Raw genomic sequence first — 16,170 nt, forward strand, 5'->3', positions numbered from 1 at the left:
CTCCCATGGTCGATGTGAAGACCGCAGAGCCACCGCGGGGCACGGCGCCGACCCGCACCGTGCGGGCGTCCGGCCTGCCGCGCGCGCCCTTGTCGATCGTGATCGCCGTGGTCGCGGGGGTCGTGGTGCTGCTGGCGGTGCTGTTCCTCGAGCCGTTGCTCGTCGGCGGCGTGCTGCTGGTGGCCGGAGGCCTGTACGTCTTCCGCCGCGTCGTCTTCAACTGGACGACCATGCTGTTCGTCCTGACCGCGGTCATCCTGTTCGTCCCGATCCGCCGCTACGCGCTTCCGATCCAGGTCGGATTCGCCCTGGAGCCGTATCGCGTGGTGATCGCCGCACTGCTGATCGCGCTCGCGGTGACCGTGTTCCTGCGCGGCACCCGCGACTGGAAGCCGGTGGTATGGGGCTGGCCGATCGCGATCGCGTTGTGGACGGCGTTCGCGTCGCTGATGGTCAACGCGGTGACCCTGACCGAGACCGGGTTGATCGGGGGTGGTTTCGCCAACGTCTTCCAGCTGGCGTTCCTGCTGTCCACGATCGTGCTGGTGCGCCAGATGCTCTCCACCGAGAAGATCACGATGATCCTGCTCAACGTGATCGTCCTGGGCGGCGCGGTCGTCGGGTTCTTCGCGTTCTTCGAGCGGCTGACCCGGCGCAACATCTTCCTGGAGCTGAACACCTTCCTGCCGCTGATCCTGCTGCGCGACGAGGGCGAGTCCCTGCGCGCCGGCGGGGCGCGCGCGTACGCGTCGTCCCAGCATCCGATCGCCCTCGCGGTGCTGTTCTGCATGATCATCCCGCTGGCGATCTACCTGATGAAGTTCAGCCCGTGGCCGCGGTTCGCGTTCACGCGCAAGCTGTTCTACGCGGCCGCGATCGGCGTCATGATCCTCGGGATGCTGTCGGCGGTGTCGCGCACGGGCGTGGTCACCCTGGGCGCGATGTACCTGTTCATCCTGCTGGTGCGTCCGAAGTTGGCGGGTCTGCTCGCCCTGATCGCGGTGCCCATGGTGGTGCTGGTCGCCATGGTGCTGCCGGCGCTGTTCGAATCGATGGTGCTGTCGCTGCTGGACGTACAGGGGCTGATCGCCTCGCAGATGGCCGCGGTGGGACTGCCCGGTCAGGGCCGGCTGGCGGATCTGCCGCAGGCGTTCGCCGAGTTCAGCTACTCGCCCCTGGCCGGCACCGGCCTGGGCAGCCGCGTGGTGGTCGGCGATGACGCCAACGCCGACATCCTGGACAACCAGTGGCTGGGTTCGCTGCTGGAATCCGGCGTGCTGGGGGTTCTCGGGCTGGTCGTGCTGCTGGTGTGGCCGATCTTCGTGCTCACCCGCTTCGCGTTCCGCCGCGGCGTGCCGGCCGCCCGTGCCTACCTGGCGCTGGCGATCGCCACCTCCGCGGTCGGGTACGCCACGGCCATGTTCTTCTACGACGCGTTCGCCTTCATGCAGACGCTCCTGATGCTCAGCGTGCTGCTCGGCATCGCGGCGTGGGCGATGACCGACGGCGCCGACAGCTGGCCGGACCCGGAATCCGATCCGGTGACGGCAGAACGCGACGCACCCGGGGCGGTGGCACCTCGATGACCCAGCTGACGGTGGTGATTCCCGCACACAACGAAGAGGCCCTGATCGCCGCAACGCTGCGCCGGCTGCTGGATGCCGCGGACGCGCTCGAAGTGATCGTCATCGCCAACGGCTGCACGGATCGCACCGCTCAGCGCGCCCGCGAGGTCGGCGGTCCGATCCGGGTGCTGGAGATCCCCGAAGCATCCAAGATCGCCGCCCTCAACGCCGCACACGACCTGATCCGGGTCTATCCGGTCGTCTACGTCGACGCCGACGTCTCGGTGACCGGCTCGGATCTGCTTTCCCTGGCGGACGGGCTGCGCGCGCAGAACGCGCTGGTGGCGGCGCCGCGGATGACCGTGCAGCCGTCGTCCTCCTGGTGGGTGCGGCAGCACTACGCGGTCTGGGAGCTGACCGACTACCGCGCCACCGGACACATCGGCTCGGGCATCTACATGCTCAGCAGTGACGGGCGTGCCCGGTTCGCGGATTTTCCGCCGGTGATCGCCGACGACCTGTTCGTGCAGCGCCTGTTCACCCCGCCGGAGCGGTACACGCCCGACGACGTCTTCTTCTCCGTGGCGAGCCCCGGCTCGCTCTCGGCGCTGGTCAAGCGCAACACGCGCATCGCCGCCGGCAACAAGCAGCTCGCCCTGCACTACCCCGAGATGGCGCCGCCGGTCGCCCGCGTCGGTGCGCGCACGCTCGCCCGTCGCGTCTGGCGACGCCCGCAGCTCTGGCTGGGTTTCGCGGGATACACCGCGGTGCACACCATCACGCGACGGCGCGCCGCGCGGCTGCTGCGCGCCGAGCGCGAGATCGCCTGGAATCGCGACGAGACCGCACGGCAGGCGATGCCATGAGTCACCCGAACCTCGCGCAGAAGGCCGCGCGCGGCGTCATGGTGACGATGGGCGGCCTGTGGGGCCGCGCGCTGCTGCAGATGGGCTCCACCATCATCCTGGCGCGGCTGCTCACCCCCGCCGACTTCGGCCTGATCGCCATGGTGGGCGCGGTGATGGGCATCGCCGAGCTGGTCCGCGACTTCGGGATGACCGGCGCCATCATCCAGGCCAAGGACCTCAGCGAGCGGGTGTGGCAGAGCCTGCTGTGGCTGTCGGCGTTCATCGGCATCCTGCTCTCGATCGTCGTGGCGCTGTGCGCACCGCTGATCGCCCTGCTGTTCAACGAACCCCGGCTGGTGGCCGTGACGCTGCTGATGGCGCCCGGCGTGTTCTTGAGCGGCCTGGTGATGCCGCTGCAGGCACGCGCGACCAAGGATCTGCGCTTCGGCACCCTGGCCACGCTGGATGTGTCCACCATGGCCCTCGGCGTCGTGGCCGGGGTGGTCACGGCGCTCCTGGGCTGGGGCTACTGGTCACTGGTCGCGATGGCCGGCGCCCAGTTCGTGGTGCGCCTGGTCGTGCTCTGGTCGATCGTGCGACCCCGCTTCGGTCCTCCGCGGATCGTGCGCGAGACCTGGTCTCTGGTGGGCACCGGCGGCAGCATCTTCGGCGCGGAGCTGCTCGGCTATGCGGAGAAGAACCTCGACAACGTGATCATCGGCGCCCAGCTGGGCCCGGCGGTCCTCGGCCAGTACTCCCGCGCGTACGCGCTGTTCCTGCTGCCCCTGCAGCAGATGAACGGACCGCTGGGCCGGGTGGCGCTGCCGGTGCTCAGTGCGCTCCGCGATCAGGGGGACCGGTACCGCCGCTACATCCGCAGCGCGGCGCTCGTGGTGGGCTACCTGACGCTGCCCACCTACGCCGTCGCCGCCGGAATCGCCCAGCCGCTGGTGCTGCTGCTGCTGGGGCCGAACTGGTCGATCGCGGCCACGCTGTTCAGCCTGCTGGCCATCGCCGGGTTCGGTCAGGCGATCGGTCGCCTGCGCACGTGGCTGTACATCTCGCTCGGCCGTTCGCACCGGCAGTTCGCGTACGACCTGGTGGCGCGGCCCATCATCATCGCCGGCTATTTCTTCGGCATCTGGTGGGGCGGCATCAACGGCCTCGTCATCACCTACGGCGCCCTGACCCTGCTGCTGCTCGTCCCCGGGTTCGCGTGGGCCATCCACGGCACCTTCGTGAAGGGCCACGACATCTACGGACCGCTGCTGCGCCCTGCGCTGATGGCGATCCTGGCCTTCAGCGGGTCGTACTTCATCTCGCGCCTGGTGCCGACCGGTCTGGCGATCCTGGAGATCCTGGTCGGCGGCGTGGCTGCCCTGTGCCTGATCGCGCCGCTGTTGCTGTTCCGCGGATATCGCCGCGACATCGCTCAGCTGATGGACTTCGTCAAGCGGATGCGCGGCCCCAAGGCCGCCGCCGCCGAAGCGGGCATCGACGGCCAGGACGGGACGCCGCTGACCGCACCGCCGGAGCCGGAGACCTTCGCGGAGGCCGCGATGGACGAGGGGTTCGTGCGCGAGGAGCACGCCGCCGTTGCCGAGGCGCCGGATCCGGCCGCAGAGCCGACGGCGCCGGCTGTGCCGAGGACGCGTCGCGAACGGCGCAACGCGCAGCGCTGACCGCTATCGCCGACGCGGCCTACCAGGCCCAGATGCTGCGCAGCGTGTCGATCTCGTAGTCGGGGATCGACTGGCGCGCCATGATCTCGTCCCGGCTCCAGTCCCGCGAATTGCCGTCCACGTCCCACGAGCCGGAGTCGCGCGGCTGCTGTTCGGAGACCGGGTTGTAGCTCAGCGTCGAGCTGTGCACCTGGGTGAAGCCCATCCGGCCGATGGCGCCGACCACGACGCAGTCGGTGAGCCGGACGTCCTGGCAGCCGCCGGCGAACGCGTTGGGGTCGCCCTCGTAGTCGCCGCTGCGGAGGGGGAACACGCGCCAGGGCAGCTGACCGCCGAGGATCATGCAGTGCTGGTAGTCGGCGAGGACGAGTCGGGTATGCAGCAGCTCTGCCGCGTTGGATGACCCGTAGTCGACGCAGTCGACGCTCAGGAACGGGCCGAACGGGCCGGTCCCGGTGCCCTCCAGCTGGATCGTGTCGCAGTGCGCGTCGCTGCCGTCGGGTTTGACCGACGGACCGAACACGCACCCGTGGCGGGTGAAGTTCGTCATCTCGAACGCCTCGGTGGGGCGGATGCCGGCGGTGTCATCGGCGCTCTGGCGGAATCCGAGGACCAGCTCGTACAGGGCGATGTCGCGGGCGCCGCGGGTGATGTTCATCCCGTCGAACCGGCTCCAGCCGAGCTGCAGACCGACGCAGCGGGTCATCGTGACGGTCCCCGCACTCTGGAACCCGAAGAACGACAGCCGCGCGCACTGGTCGAAGCGGATGCCGCCCGCCGCTGTGGTGACGCTGCCGAAGCCCTCGAGCGGGCAGATCAGCACGTTCCGTGCCCAGCCGGCGTTGCCCACCCCGGCCAGCACCGGGCGCGCGGAGGAGCCCGCCCCGCCACCGGGAAGCGTGCCCGGCTTGACCCGGATGATCACGCCCGCCGCGACCGCCGGCGCGTCCAGCGCCTCGACCTTGCGGGCGATGTCGATCCAGTCGCACTCGGCGACCAGTTCGAGGGCCGCGGTGTCGCCCAGCCACGGCAGATCCTCGGGATAGTGGGTGCCGTTGGGGCCGTAGGACCGGGTCGTGGCCGGACGCCGGGATGCGCTGGGAACCGGCGCCGGTGTGGGGACGGCGGTGTGCGAGGGCGTCGGCCTGGGTGCCGGGAGCGCGCTGCACGATGCCAGCACACCCGCCGTCGCCAGGATCAGGGATCCACGAAACAGCGAGCGCCTATTTATGTCGGGCGGCATGCAGCTCCGTGGGTGACCTGAGCGAGAACGGGGGAGAGGGGATGATCCGAACGGTGCGGCGGCTCGCGCTCAGAATGTCCTCATAACCGAGCGTATCGGGCGTTCGGACGGTCGCCAGTCCGCGCCGCTCCAATTCGCGGGCCAGCTGCACCTGATGGTCATCGACGTGCTCGCCATGGGCGGACATGCGCGGGATCAGAATGGGGTGCTTGCCCGCGCGCAGCGCGGTCAGGGCCGAGCCGACGCCCGCGTGGCTGATCACGACTTCGGCGTCCGCGCTGGCGCGGCTGAGCTCCTCGTACGGAACGCTGGTGCGCCCCTCGATGGACCACGCCGCCGGGTCCAGATCACCGGTCTGGTACAGCACCTCGTCGAAGCTGCCGAGCAGCGGGACGACGGCATCCAGCATCCGGGTGAAGGGGTAGCCCTCCTGAGTGCCGACCGAGATGACCGCGCTGCGGGGCGCGACCGATCGGGTCAGATCGGGCCCGGGCTCGAAGTCGTCGAAGACCGAGCCGCGGTACTCCCACCGTTCATCCGCCCACCCCGGGTACTGCGTGTAGGTGTGCACGTTGGGGAACCGGGCGAGGATCTTGCCGGTCATCGACGGTCCGTCCGCGCGGGTGGCGCTTTCGATGTAGTGCGCCGTGGCACCGCGTGCGGCGGCCCCCGGCAGGAAGGCGACCGCCGGGCTGGAGCCCGTGCTGATCGCCTCGGTGAATGTCCTCTCCTTCAGCACGCGACGGGCGAGCACGACCAGCTTCGCGAAGTTTTTCAGATCCCGCGGTCCGGTGAACGGCGCGTAGATCACCTCACGGCCGCTCAGCAGCGACTCGCTGAGCCCGTTGCGGAACGTGACCCAGACCTGCCGTTCCGGCGCGTACCCCATCCGTTCCACGAAGCTCGCCAGTTGCCGCAGGTGTCCCCCACCTGAGCACACCAGTAGAACGTCCCCCTGTGACGTCATTCCATCCCCCATATTCATGCAGCGCCCCGCTCGGTGCGGCCGCTACCCCCCGGTAAGCAGTGTGAGTATCTCCTTGTGACGCGACGACCAGGCATTCTCGGTGACGAATGCCCGTCGTTCCGTCTCGGCCAGCGTTCCCTGCGCCAGTGCCGAGTCGATCACGTCGATGAAATCTGAGACCGTATCGGTCAGGTGCACCCGCTCGCCGAAGCCGCGCACGGGGCGCAGATCGGTCGCCAGGACCGGCTTGCCGGCCGCGAGGTACTCGTACACCTTGAGCGGGCTCATCGCCTCGGTCAGCGGTGTGCGACGGTGCGCGAGAAGTGTCAGCTCGCTGTTGCGCAGGACCCCGATCACCTCGCGGCGGCCGACCTCCCCGCGGATGTGCACGTTCGGCAGCCCTTTCAGGCTCGCGATGTAGCTCGGGCTGGGCGCCGGTCCGATCAGCACGATGTGCAGATCGGGGCGTGCGCGCGCAAGCAGCGTGAGCCCGGCGATGTCCAGTCGCGAGTCGAGCGTGCCGACGTACACCGCGCGTGGGCCGGGGATGCGCGCGAACCACGCCGGCGCGGACGGCACCGGACCGGACCACTCGCGCGGTTCGATGCCGTTGGGCACCACCGCGTGCGGGCCGCGCGGACCGATCCGGTCGATGATCTCCTGCGAGACGGCGGCGACGGCGCGGCCGCTCTCGGCGATGCGCCGGTAGGCCTCCTGGTAGGCCGGCCAGTATCGGCGACGGCCCGGAGAGCTCAGCCAGTCGTCGCGGGCGTAGTACAGCGCACCGCCGGTCCACTCGAGCCGGCTGAAGCCGGCGACCAGAGGATTGGCGGTGACGAAGGACGGCTCCACCAGCGCGGCCGCCGCCGCGGCGCGAAGAACCGCGCGCTCGTAGCCGAGATACACGTCCGCGATCTCGTCGATCTGGGTCGGGTCTGCGCGCGCCGTCCGCAGCGGACTGACGTGGCGCACCTTCTCGGTCTCGCGGGCCCGGTGACGGAAATCGATGACCGAGCGACCCCAGTTGGTCAGCCACGACCGGTACGGGTCTGCGATCAGCAGCCGGCGCACCTCGGGGCTGTCGATGAGGGTGGACACCAGCCGGTCCGGTGGCCGCATCATGCCGCGCTTGCGGGCGTCGGCGTAGGACTCGTACGAGAACGTGAAGACGAAGTCCTGGCCCGGCGGCGTCGATCCGGGGGAGCTCACGGGGCTCGGGGCGGTCGCGGTCATGGCAGCTCCCGGAGAACTCGAGCGGGCACACCCGCGACCACGGTGCGGTCGGGGACGTCTTCGCGCACGACGCTGTTCGCGCCGATCACGCTGCCGCGGCCGATCGTGACGCCGGGCAGGACGACGCAGTTCTGGCCCAGCCACGCGCCGCGGCGGATCAGCACCGGAGCCACGCGGTCGATCGGCTGGTCGCGGATGTGCGCGTCCGGATCGTCGAATCCGTGCGAGTGATCGGAGATGTAGCAGCCCCGGGCGATGGCGACCCCCTCCTCGATCTCCACGCGCGAGACGGCGGAGATGGACGTGGTGTTCATCCGCACCCGGTCGTGCAGCACGATGTTGGGCCCCGGCGCGTGCTGGGCGGGCACGATCAGCCACGACCCCGCGCCGATCAGGACCCGATCGCCGACGCTGATGTGCTCGGCACCGCTGAGGCGGGTGGGCAGCAGGATGCGCGAGTTCTTGCCGAACGCCGCGAAGCCGGGCGCGGCGAGCTTGCTGAAGGCCAGGTCGCGCGTCCGCTGCGCGAGCAGGAGCAGATCGAGGGTGTTCACGCGGTCACCCCGCTCCGGACGCGGGGGGCGTCGGCGACGCGCTGGAAGGCTTCGACGGCCGGGTCGAACGCCGCGCCGGACAGTGCGGCCTGCGTCAGCAGCGCCAGCCGGGCGACGTAGTCCCGCTCGCTCAGTCCGCGATCGGCGGCGGTGGATCCGGCGGCGGCGCCGGCCGGGCCGGCCAGGCGCCGGCGGATCGCCGCGGCGAAGGCTGCGGCATCGCCGACCGGGACGAGGTCCGCGTCCGCGCCGGTGACGTACTCGTCGATGCCGCCGGCGTCGCTCACGACGATCGGGATGCCGGCCGAGATGGCTTCGATGGCCACCGTGCAGCCGGACGCGTGGCAGTTCGGCAGCAGAGGCAGAGCCACCACGGTCGAGGTCGCGTACGCGGCGAGGACCTCGGGCTGCGTGGCGGAGCGGACGTGGACGTGCGCCGGCCACTGGCGCGCGTGCACGTCCTCGGACAGCGAGATCAGATCGAAGTGGGCCTCGGGGACCAGTTCGGTGACCGCGGCGAGCAGGTCCCAGTCACGGTGCCGGTCGTTGCCGACCACGAGGATCCGCGGCGTGCCGGCGGGCGCGGCGCCGGGGTTCGGCGAGGCGAAGTGGGTGCCGAACGGCACCCGGACCACGGTGCGCCCGGGGACCGCCTCGCGAGAGGCGTCGCGGTTCACTCGGCTGAGCACGACCTCGACCGCGTGGCGCTTGACCAGCCGGTGGAAGAACGCCGCTCGCACGCGCGAGACGTTCGGCCACAGGTCCCACAGCCACACCGACTGCGCGATGCTGACGGCCCGGTAGCGGCGCGGTGACAGGGTCTTCAGCAGCGCGACGGCGAGGTGCTCGCGCTCGGTGTGCGTCCACACCGCATCGGCGCGCCGGATCACGCGGCGGTTCCGCCACACGTGCACGAAATCGAATCCCAGGAAGTGTCGCACCGACATCCGCCACCATCGCGCAATTTGGTTTTCCGGTCGGTCGTCGGACCATTCCACGGTGAACCATTGCTCGGCGAGGTGATACGCATAGGGCGTTTCGTCCACGACGTCACCGCGTGCATGTCTTTCGGCCCAGTGCTGCGGATTCAGTCCGAATCGCACGATGATAGCCACACGCTGATCGGTGCCCATGCGCTTCCCCCAGGTTGCGACGCTAACAGCCCTATGTGTCGAGAGTGTGTCTCGCCCGTTAGGGTCAGTTTTCGGTCGGTGCGGGCACCCCCCAAGGCGCCCGCACCAACCTACTCGATTACTTCGTGCCCGTTGCCCGTCGACGCGCAGCCTGCAGAGCCATGGCTCCCAGGGCGATCATCAGGGCACCGCCACCGAGCCACAGCGGCACGAGGCTGCTGTCCAGGCCGGTCACCGGCAGCGACCCTGCCGGGTTCGGTGCCGGCGGCTGCGTCGGCGCGGGTGTCACGGCCGCCGTGGCGACGTTGGCGATCTCCAGAACGACGGATGCATCGGTCAGCACGATCGGCTCCAGGACGGGCGCCGCACCCCACGTGACGCCGGCCACGGCGGGCGGAGTCAGTTCGGTCAGGGTGATCTCATCGCCCACGGCCAGCGCGGGGCTGGAGACGGGGGTGCCGTCGGCCAGGAGCACCAGCGGCTCAGCGGCGGGTGTGCCGTTGACCGTGTACGCCACCTGGAAGGCGGTGTCGGCGGGCACGAGTGCCGCGCCGGTGCCGCTGATCACCTTGCGCGCCTGGAACGTCGCCGCGGCGGGGGCCGCAGCCGGACCGTTCGTGAAGACGACCTCGACGCGGTCCGTGGGTGTGATCGCCGGGATGGTCAGCGCCGCGGAGGTGCCGGTTCCGGTGTCCGTGGTGCTGTCGGCGTGGATGACCGTGTAGGTCGCGTCCACCAGCGAGTACCCGGCCTGCGGCGCCTCGGTCAGGGTGAGCGAGGCGGAGGCGGTGCGGTCATCGAACACGACCACCCAGTTCGCCTCACCCGGAGCGTTCTGGCCCGAGCCGGTCGCCTGCGGCGAGTCGCCCTCGAGGGTGGTGGTGCCGGCCGTGACGTCGGCGACGTCCGCGGAGAAGCTCCAGCCGTCGGCCGGTGTCGGGTTCTGCCCGGCGGCGTCGACGACCAGCTTGTCCAGGGTCACCGCGACGCGGCAGACCAGCGGGTTGACGGCGTTGCGCAGGTCCTCGGTGAGGGTCTCCCACCCGCCCTGGAAGTAGTCGCTTCCGGCGTTCGGACCCGAGATCGCCGCGAGGTTGCGGTAGACCTCTCCGGCGGTGCCGTTGCCGATGCCCATGACCAGGATCCGCGTTCCCTCGGCCTTGACGGCGTTGGCCGAGAAGACGGCCTGCTCGAGCGCGGCGATCGTGACGGCGGAACCGGAGACTTCCTGGCCGCCGGTGCCGGCGGCGTTGCTGACGTAGTTCGGCGCACCGTCGGTCAGGACCAGCAGGGCGTCGTAGGTGGTCGGCGCGTCCGCGATGGTCCGCAGCGCGAGGTCCCAGTTGGTCTGCTGGGTCGGGCCCGGTACGGGCTGCGTGAACGCCGCGACATCCGCGACCGCGGCCGCGACATCGGCCGGGTCATCCAGCGAGTACGGGCCGCTGGCGCGACCGGCGACCGGCGAGGAGGAGCCGAACGTGGACAGGCTCAGCTCGACCGGCGTGCCGGCCAGCTCTGCGAGGAGCTCGTTGAACGCGTTCCGGTAGGCGGCGCGCTGGGTGGCGTCCACCGAGCCGGAGATGTCCATCTGCACCGCGAGCGACAGTCCGTCGTTCGTGCAGCTGGGCGCCAGGGTCGGGTTGACCAGCGACGCGGCGACCACTCCGGAGTTCAGGAGCTGGCCCTCGCCCTGGGTCGGGAATGCGATGGTGGTGTCCGCGGTCATCGCCGGGGTGAGGCCGGCGTAGTGGCGCAGCTGGTTCGGCTCCGACGAGGTGCCGGTCATGAACGAGTCGATCGGGTTCGCCGAATCGCCCGCGCTGGTCATGACGACGAAGAACCGGTCGCCTTCGTTCGCTTCGCCCGGGCCGGTCTCGGGCACCGTGATCGTGCAGCTTCCGGCGCCTGCCGGAACGACACAGGTCAGGCCGGTGGCCGCGCCGGGCGCGTCGCCGGCGGGGGAGTACAGCTCGAAGGTGACGCCTTCGAGGTACTCGGTGTTGTCCAGGTCGGCGATCGGCGCGCGCTGGAACGCGATGCGCGCCTCCACCACGATGTCCGTCGTGGTGGACGTGGCCAGCGGCTCGATGTCACCGGTCACGTCGGCGGTGGCCATGCTCGGCACGGCGATGATCGCCGATGCTGCCAGCACGGATGCGCCAATTATCCCCGCGGCGCGCCCCCACATTCCCCGATTGCCTGTCTTGTTGGTCCGATTGCGCATGTATTGTCCCGTCCTGATTCGGTCGCCCGGGAATGCACGCATCCCCGGTTCTCACTCCCAGGGATCCACAAAGGAAACTGTCTTACCCCAAAGTCGTTTCGATCCTGACATGTCGATATCCGATTGGACAAAACGGCGAATCCGGTGGGCGCGTCGCCCTTTTGAAGATGGCTACGCTTGAGGCCATGGCGGTCATCTCACAGCATCCGCGTCGTCCCCGCCGTCATCTGCTGCTGGCCGGGCTGGCGAGCATGACCGTGCTGATCGGGGGCTGCGCGAGTGCTCCGGCACCGCCCTCGACGCCGGCGCCGTCGGCTACCGCGGAGGCACCCGTGATCGACACGTCCACGCTGCGCACGATCATCGACTCGCCGCGCGAACAGCCGGCTCTGGTCGTCGGCGAACTCGTCGACGAGACCGATGGGGTCACCTCGCACGCGGTGACGTACGACAGCGCCGGGCTGACCATCTCCGGCATCCTGCGCACCCCCGCCGGCGAGGGCCCGTTCCCGGCCGTGGTCGTGGTGCACGGCAGCGTGGACCCGGAGCTGTACCAGAGCGGCAGCGACCTGGAGGCCGAGCAGCGGGCGCTGATCGAGAGCGGCTACGTCGTCCTGGCGACCGACCTGCGCGGCTACGCCGAGTCCGACCCCGCAGACCCGGCCAGCCTCTCGTTCGACCACGGCTTCGGCTGGCCCACCGTGCTGGACTGGGGGATGGCGCTGGATGTCGTCAACGCGCTCGCGGTGCTGCGGTCGGGGCAGCTCGACCAGGTCGATCCGGAGCGGATCGGGCTGCTCGGTCACAGTCTGGGCGGGCTGCTGGCGGTGGATGCCGCGGTGATCGCGCCCGGTTCGTCGGATCTGGTCGTGGCGCTGTCGGCGGCCACGACGTCGTTCGGGGACGTCATCGAGCAGTACGCCGAGCGGGACAGCGAGATCCTCGAAGAGGTCACCGAGTCCGTCGGGATGCCCTCCGAGAACCCCGAGTACTGGGCCGACGTCGCCGCGCGCACGTTCTTCGACCGCGCGACCGAGCCGCTGCTGCTGATCCACGGCGAGGACGACGACGTCGCCCCCGCACAGTGGTCCGAAGACACCGCCGCCGCGTGGCGCGAGGCCGGCGGGGAGGCCGAGGTTGTCATCCTCGAGGGCGCCGACCACGCGCTGAAGCCGCGCCGGGACGAGTCGGTTCAGCTCACGATCGCCGCGTTCGACGCCGTGATCGGCTCGCGCTGAGCGCCCGGCTCACCAGCTCCAGATCCCGGCCAGGGTCGCGTCCTCGTAGTCGGGGACGTGCTGCTGCGCCATGATCGCCGCCGCGTTCCAGCCGGCGATGCCGGTGTCGACCGTCCAGGTGCCCGACACCGTGGGCTGCTGCGAGGCCTGCGGCGCGTAGCTGAGCGTCGTGCGCTCGATCCGGGTGAAGTCGGTGGAGCCCACCGCGCCGGCCACGACGCTGTCGTACAGGCGCACGTCGGCGCACCAGCCCGAGAAGGCGTTGGGCCGTCCGGCGTAGTCGCCGGCCTGCAGCGGGTAGACCTGCCAGGGCAGCACATCGCCCAGGATCAGGCAGTGCCGGAACTCGGCGAGACTGAGCCGCTGGTGCATCATCACGACCGCGTTCGATGACCCGTAGTCCACGCAGTCCACGCTGGTGAAGGACCCGAACGTGCCGGTGCCGGTTCCTTCGAGCTGGATCGTGTCGCAGTGCGCGCTGCTGCCGGCCGGCTTGACCGACGGCCCGAACACGCAGCCGTAGCGGGAGATGTTCGTCATCGGGTAGGTCTCGGTGGGACGCACGCCCGAGGTGTCCTCGGGGTTGCGGCGGAATCCGAGCACCACCTCGTACAGTGCGATGTTCGCCCCGCCGCGGGTGAGGTTCATGCCCGACCAGCGGCTCCAGCCCATCTGCATGTCGCCGCAGAGCGTCATGCAGATCTGTCCCTGGCTCTGCAGCCCGAAGAACGACAGCCGCGCGCACTGGTCGATGCGGATGCCCTTGTCGGCGACGGTGACGCTGCCGAATCCCTCGAGCGGGCAGATCAGCACGTTGCGCGTCCACGACATCGAACCGACGCCGGACAGCACGGCCTTGGCGGACGAGCCAGAGCCGTTGCCGGGCAGGATGCCGGGGCGCACGCGGATCGCGACGCCCTGCGCCACGCGGGCGGGGGTGAGGCTCTTGATCGCGTTCGCGATGGAGGTCCAGTCGCAGTTGACGACCAGCTCGTGCGCTGCGGGTTCGCCCACCCACGGCAGGTCGGTGGGGTAATGGGTGCCGTTCGGCCCGTACGAGGTGATGCTGCTCGGGCGCGCCGCACCGACGCGCGGGCTCGCGGTCGTCGTCACCGCGTACGCGGCCGGAGTGGTCACGAGCGACGCGAGGCCGATCGAGGCGAGGGCGACGGAGCCGGCGAGCACGGACCGTCGATCGATGGGCTGGGTCATGGGGGGCTCCGGGGGGAAGGACAGCGTTGGCAGAAGGTGTGACTCGTTGTCAACGTAGCGGACCGCCGGGGCGCGCGGAGTCGCACGCGACGGACTCGAACCCGACGACGGCGATCAGCAGCGGCCGGGGAGCCGAGCGGGGCCTGGCGAAGCGGCTCCCCGAACCGCGCCCTGGGGGGAGCACGGTCGAGGGGTCGGGGAGCCTGGGTCCGCCGGTCCGTGCTGCTCGAAGTGCGGGGGCGCTGCTGCGGCGAGGGGCGGGCTTGCCTCCAGCGTAGAAGTCCGCGCCCGACGCGACCGCACCGGCCGGGCGTTGTTCGCACACTCGTAACACTGGGCACGCGTCCGACACAATCGCGAAACATGCACCGAGCCGGCGGGAACCCTGCCGGGGCCGGTGCAGTGGCTAGGGCCGACCCATCCCGTAGTACGTCCAGCCGGCGGCGCGCCATGCTGCCGAGTCCAGGCAGTTGCGCCCGTCGACGATGATGCGACCTTCGACCAGCGTCGCGGCGTGCTCGGGAGCGAGTTGCCGGCGGTACTCGTCCCATTCGGTGACGACGATGACGGCATCCGCACCGCGCAGGGCCTCGTCGCGGTCCTCGATGTACGACAGCTGCGGGTGCACCCGCTGGGCGTTGGGGATCGCGGCCGGGTCGGTGACCGTCACGGATGCGCCGAGTCCGCGCAGCTGCACGGCGACGTCGAGGGCGGGGGAGTCGCGGATGTCGTCGCTGTGCGGCTTGAAGGCGGCGCCGAGGACGGTGATCTTCTTCTCGAACACCGACCCGTCCAGGGCTTCGACGACGAGCTGGACGGCGCGATCGCGACGGCGCAGGTTGATCGCATCGATCTCGCGCAGGAAGCTGATCGATTCGCCGCGGCCGAGCTCCTCGGCGCGTGCGGCGAAGGCTCGGATGTCCTTGGGCAGGCAGCCGCCGCCGAACCCGATCCCGGCGCCGAGGAAGCGCCGGCCGATGCGGGCGTCGTGCCCGATCGCATCGGCGAGCTGCGTGACGTCGGCCCCGGTGACCTCGGCGATCTCGGCCATCGCGTTGATGAACGAGATCTTCGTCGCCAGGAACGCGTTCGCGGCGACCTTCACGAGCTCGGCGGTGGCGTAGTCGGTGACGATGAAAGGCGTCTGCTTGGCGATCGCGGGGTGGTACACCTCGCGCAGGATGCCGGCTGCCCGGTCGCCGTCTTCGGTGGGCACGCCGGAGCTCGTGCTGGGGACACCCGCCACCAGCCGGTCGGGGTCGATGGTGTCCTGCACGGCCCAGCCCTCGCGCAGGAACTCGGGGTTCCACACCAGGGTGGCGCCGGTCGGGTGCACGCGTTCGGCAAGGTCCGCGGCCGTGCCGACCGGCACCGTCGACTTGCCCGCGACGATGTCACCGGGCCGCAGGTAGGGGATCAGCGCGTCGAAGGCGCCGTTCACATAGGAGAGATCGGCGGCGTGGCTGTCCTTCTGCTGAGGTGTGCCGACGCCGACGAAGTGCACGTCGGCGCCGTGCGCTTCGGCCATGTCGGTCGTGAACCGCAGGCGGCCGGACGCGATGCCTTCGGTGAGGATCTCCGCCAGACCGGGTTCAAAGAAGGGAGCCTCACCCCGTGACAGGGTGGCAACTTTCTGCTCGTCCACGTCGATGCCGACGACGTCGTGACCGATCGATGCCATGGCAGCGGCATGAACCGCGCCGAGATAACCGCAGCCGATAACGGACAGGCGCATGGAAACTCCTCATGTTTGAAGGCGCGGAGAGCCGGCGTCCGTGGCGGCGAGAATTGCTCCCCAGTGTAGAAGGTAGCGACAGCTGCGATTCGCATTTGCCAGCCGAGCGAGGTGCGCGAAGTCCAGGAATTCTGCGCCTGCGGCTGCTAACAATTGCGGGAGGGCCTATTGTCCTTTGCTGGCGTAAAAGGCTTCGACGCCGTCTTTGGTGGCGGCCCACCAGGGTTCGTTGTCGCGGTACCAGGCGATGGTGGCGGCCAGTCCGGCCTCGAAGTCCCCGTACGCGGGGGTCCAGCCCAGTTCGGTGCGGAGTTTGGTGGAGTCGATGGCGTAGCGCAGGTCGTGTCCGGCCCGGTCGGTGACGTGGTCGTACGCGTCGGCGGGCTGGCCCATCAGGGTGAGGATCAGTTCGATGACGTCCTTGTTGTTGCGTTCCCCGTCGGCGCCGATCAGGTAGGTCTCCCCGATGCTGCCCTTCTCGAGGATGGTCAGCACGGCGGAGGAGTGGTCATCGGCGTGGATCCAGTCCCGCACGT

General features: G+C 70.1%; 13 protein-coding genes. 4 read left to right on the forward strand and 9 right to left on the reverse strand.

Annotation, left to right across the window (positions count from 1 at the left end; all coding sequences use genetic code 11):
* Positions 1-5 precede the first annotated feature (5 nt).
* Genes NQ152_RS07175 through NQ152_RS07185 form a run of 3 tightly spaced genes read left to right on the forward strand, consistent with a single transcriptional unit; the run spans position 6 to position 4,095 of the window.
* The gene (locus NQ152_RS07175) at positions 6-1,586 is read left to right on the forward strand and encodes an O-antigen ligase family protein (protein WP_257523503.1); all 1,581 of its coding nucleotides are present in this window, start codon (positions 6-8) and stop codon (positions 1,584-1,586) included.
* Positions 1,583-2,431 carry a glycosyltransferase family 2 protein gene (locus NQ152_RS07180; RefSeq protein ID WP_257523504.1) on the forward strand — a complete coding sequence of 283 codons (849 nt, stop codon included), beginning with the start codon at positions 1,583-1,585 and terminating at the stop codon, positions 2,429-2,431. The genes NQ152_RS07175 and NQ152_RS07180 overlap by 4 nt, the downstream gene beginning before the upstream one ends.
* Entirely contained in the window at positions 2,428-4,095 is a 1,668-nt protein-coding gene (locus NQ152_RS07185; protein ID WP_257523505.1) for a lipopolysaccharide biosynthesis protein, read from the forward strand. The genes NQ152_RS07180 and NQ152_RS07185 overlap by 4 nt, the downstream gene beginning before the upstream one ends.
* A 19-nt stretch (positions 4,096-4,114) precedes the next feature.
* On the opposite strand, the gene NQ152_RS07190 is transcribed toward NQ152_RS07185, so the two are convergent.
* The 6 genes from NQ152_RS07190 to NQ152_RS07215 form a co-directional block, all read right to left on the reverse strand.
* Positions 4,115-5,338 (reverse strand): hypothetical protein, encoded by a 1,224-nt coding sequence (locus tag NQ152_RS07190; RefSeq protein ID WP_257523506.1) that lies wholly within the window; start codon positions 5,336-5,338, stop codon positions 4,115-4,117.
* Positions 5,319-6,305, reverse strand: coding sequence for a glycosyltransferase (locus NQ152_RS07195; RefSeq protein ID WP_257523507.1), 987 nt, complete (start codon positions 6,303-6,305; stop codon positions 5,319-5,321). The genes NQ152_RS07190 and NQ152_RS07195 overlap by 20 nt, the downstream gene beginning before the upstream one ends.
* 42 nt (positions 6,306-6,347) lie before the next feature.
* On the reverse strand, positions 6,348-7,538 hold the full coding sequence (locus NQ152_RS07200) for a glycosyltransferase (RefSeq protein WP_257501543.1): 1,191 nt from the start codon (positions 7,536-7,538) through the stop codon (positions 6,348-6,350).
* On the reverse strand, positions 7,535-8,092 hold the full coding sequence (locus tag NQ152_RS07205; RefSeq protein WP_257501544.1) for a DapH/DapD/GlmU-related protein: 558 nt from the start codon (positions 8,090-8,092) through the stop codon (positions 7,535-7,537). Before NQ152_RS07205 ends, NQ152_RS07200 begins: the two co-directional genes overlap by 4 nt.
* Positions 8,089-9,225, reverse strand: coding sequence for a glycosyltransferase (locus NQ152_RS07210; RefSeq protein WP_257523508.1), 1,137 nt, complete (start codon positions 9,223-9,225; stop codon positions 8,089-8,091). Before NQ152_RS07210 ends, NQ152_RS07205 begins: the two co-directional genes overlap by 4 nt.
* 118 nt (positions 9,226-9,343) lie before the next feature.
* A complete protein-coding gene (locus NQ152_RS07215; RefSeq protein ID WP_257523509.1) occupies positions 9,344-11,449 on the reverse strand; it encodes a DUF5979 domain-containing protein in 2,106 nt (701 codons plus the stop codon).
* A gap of 185 nt (positions 11,450-11,634) precedes the next feature.
* Here NQ152_RS07215 and NQ152_RS07220 point away from each other — a divergent pair, with 185 nt between their 5' ends.
* Positions 11,635-12,687, forward strand: a complete 1,053-nt coding sequence (locus NQ152_RS07220) for a S9 family peptidase (protein WP_257523510.1) — start codon at positions 11,635-11,637, stop codon at positions 12,685-12,687.
* A 9-nt stretch (positions 12,688-12,696) separates the two neighbouring features.
* Here NQ152_RS07220 and NQ152_RS07225 read toward each other — a convergent pair whose 3' ends face one another.
* The 3 genes from NQ152_RS07225 to NQ152_RS07235 form a co-directional block, all read right to left on the reverse strand.
* Positions 12,697-13,899, reverse strand: coding sequence for a hypothetical protein (locus tag NQ152_RS07225; protein WP_257523511.1), 1,203 nt, complete (start codon positions 13,897-13,899; stop codon positions 12,697-12,699).
* A gap of 406 nt (positions 13,900-14,305) precedes the next feature.
* Positions 14,306-15,634 (reverse strand): UDP-glucose/GDP-mannose dehydrogenase family protein, encoded by a 1,329-nt coding sequence (locus tag NQ152_RS07230; protein ID WP_257523512.1) that lies wholly within the window; start codon positions 15,632-15,634, stop codon positions 14,306-14,308.
* Between the two features lie 165 nt (positions 15,635-15,799).
* On the reverse strand, positions 15,800-16,170 hold a 371-nt coding region (locus NQ152_RS07235; RefSeq protein ID WP_257523513.1), incomplete at its 5' end, for a GDP-mannose 4,6-dehydratase.

The sequence above is a fragment of the Microbacterium sp. zg.B48 genome (assembly GCF_024623505.1).
In the GTDB taxonomy this organism is placed as follows: Bacteria; Actinomycetota; Actinomycetes; order Actinomycetales; family Microbacteriaceae; genus Microbacterium.

Excerpts from the sequence above, each read along its gene's own strand:
- NQ152_RS07175 (WP_257523503.1), top strand. The coding sequence starts at position 6 with ATGGTCGATGTGAAGACCGCAGAGCCACCGCGGGGCACGGCGCCGACC.
- NQ152_RS07180 (WP_257523504.1), top strand. The coding sequence starts at position 1,583 with ATGACCCAGCTGACGGTGGTGATTCCCGCACACAACGAAGAGGCCCTG.
- NQ152_RS07185 (WP_257523505.1), top strand. The coding sequence starts at position 2,428 with ATGAGTCACCCGAACCTCGCGCAGAAGGCCGCGCGCGGCGTCATGGTG.
- NQ152_RS07190 (WP_257523506.1), bottom strand. The coding sequence starts at position 5,338 with ATGCCGCCCGACATAAATAGGCGCTCGCTGTTTCGTGGATCCCTGATC.
- NQ152_RS07195 (WP_257523507.1), bottom strand. The coding sequence starts at position 6,305 with ATGACGTCACAGGGGGACGTTCTACTGGTGTGCTCAGGTGGGGGACAC.
- NQ152_RS07200 (WP_257501543.1), bottom strand. The coding sequence starts at position 7,538 with ATGACCGCGACCGCCCCGAGCCCCGTGAGCTCCCCCGGATCGACGCCG.
- NQ152_RS07210 (WP_257523508.1), bottom strand. The coding sequence starts at position 9,225 with ATGGGCACCGATCAGCGTGTGGCTATCATCGTGCGATTCGGACTGAAT.
- NQ152_RS07215 (WP_257523509.1), bottom strand. The coding sequence starts at position 11,449 with ATGCGCAATCGGACCAACAAGACAGGCAATCGGGGAATGTGGGGGCGC.
- NQ152_RS07220 (WP_257523510.1), top strand. The coding sequence starts at position 11,635 with ATGGCGGTCATCTCACAGCATCCGCGTCGTCCCCGCCGTCATCTGCTG.
- NQ152_RS07225 (WP_257523511.1), bottom strand. The coding sequence starts at position 13,899 with ATGACCCAGCCCATCGATCGACGGTCCGTGCTCGCCGGCTCCGTCGCC.
- NQ152_RS07230 (WP_257523512.1), bottom strand. The coding sequence starts at position 15,634 with ATGCGCCTGTCCGTTATCGGCTGCGGTTATCTCGGCGCGGTTCATGCC.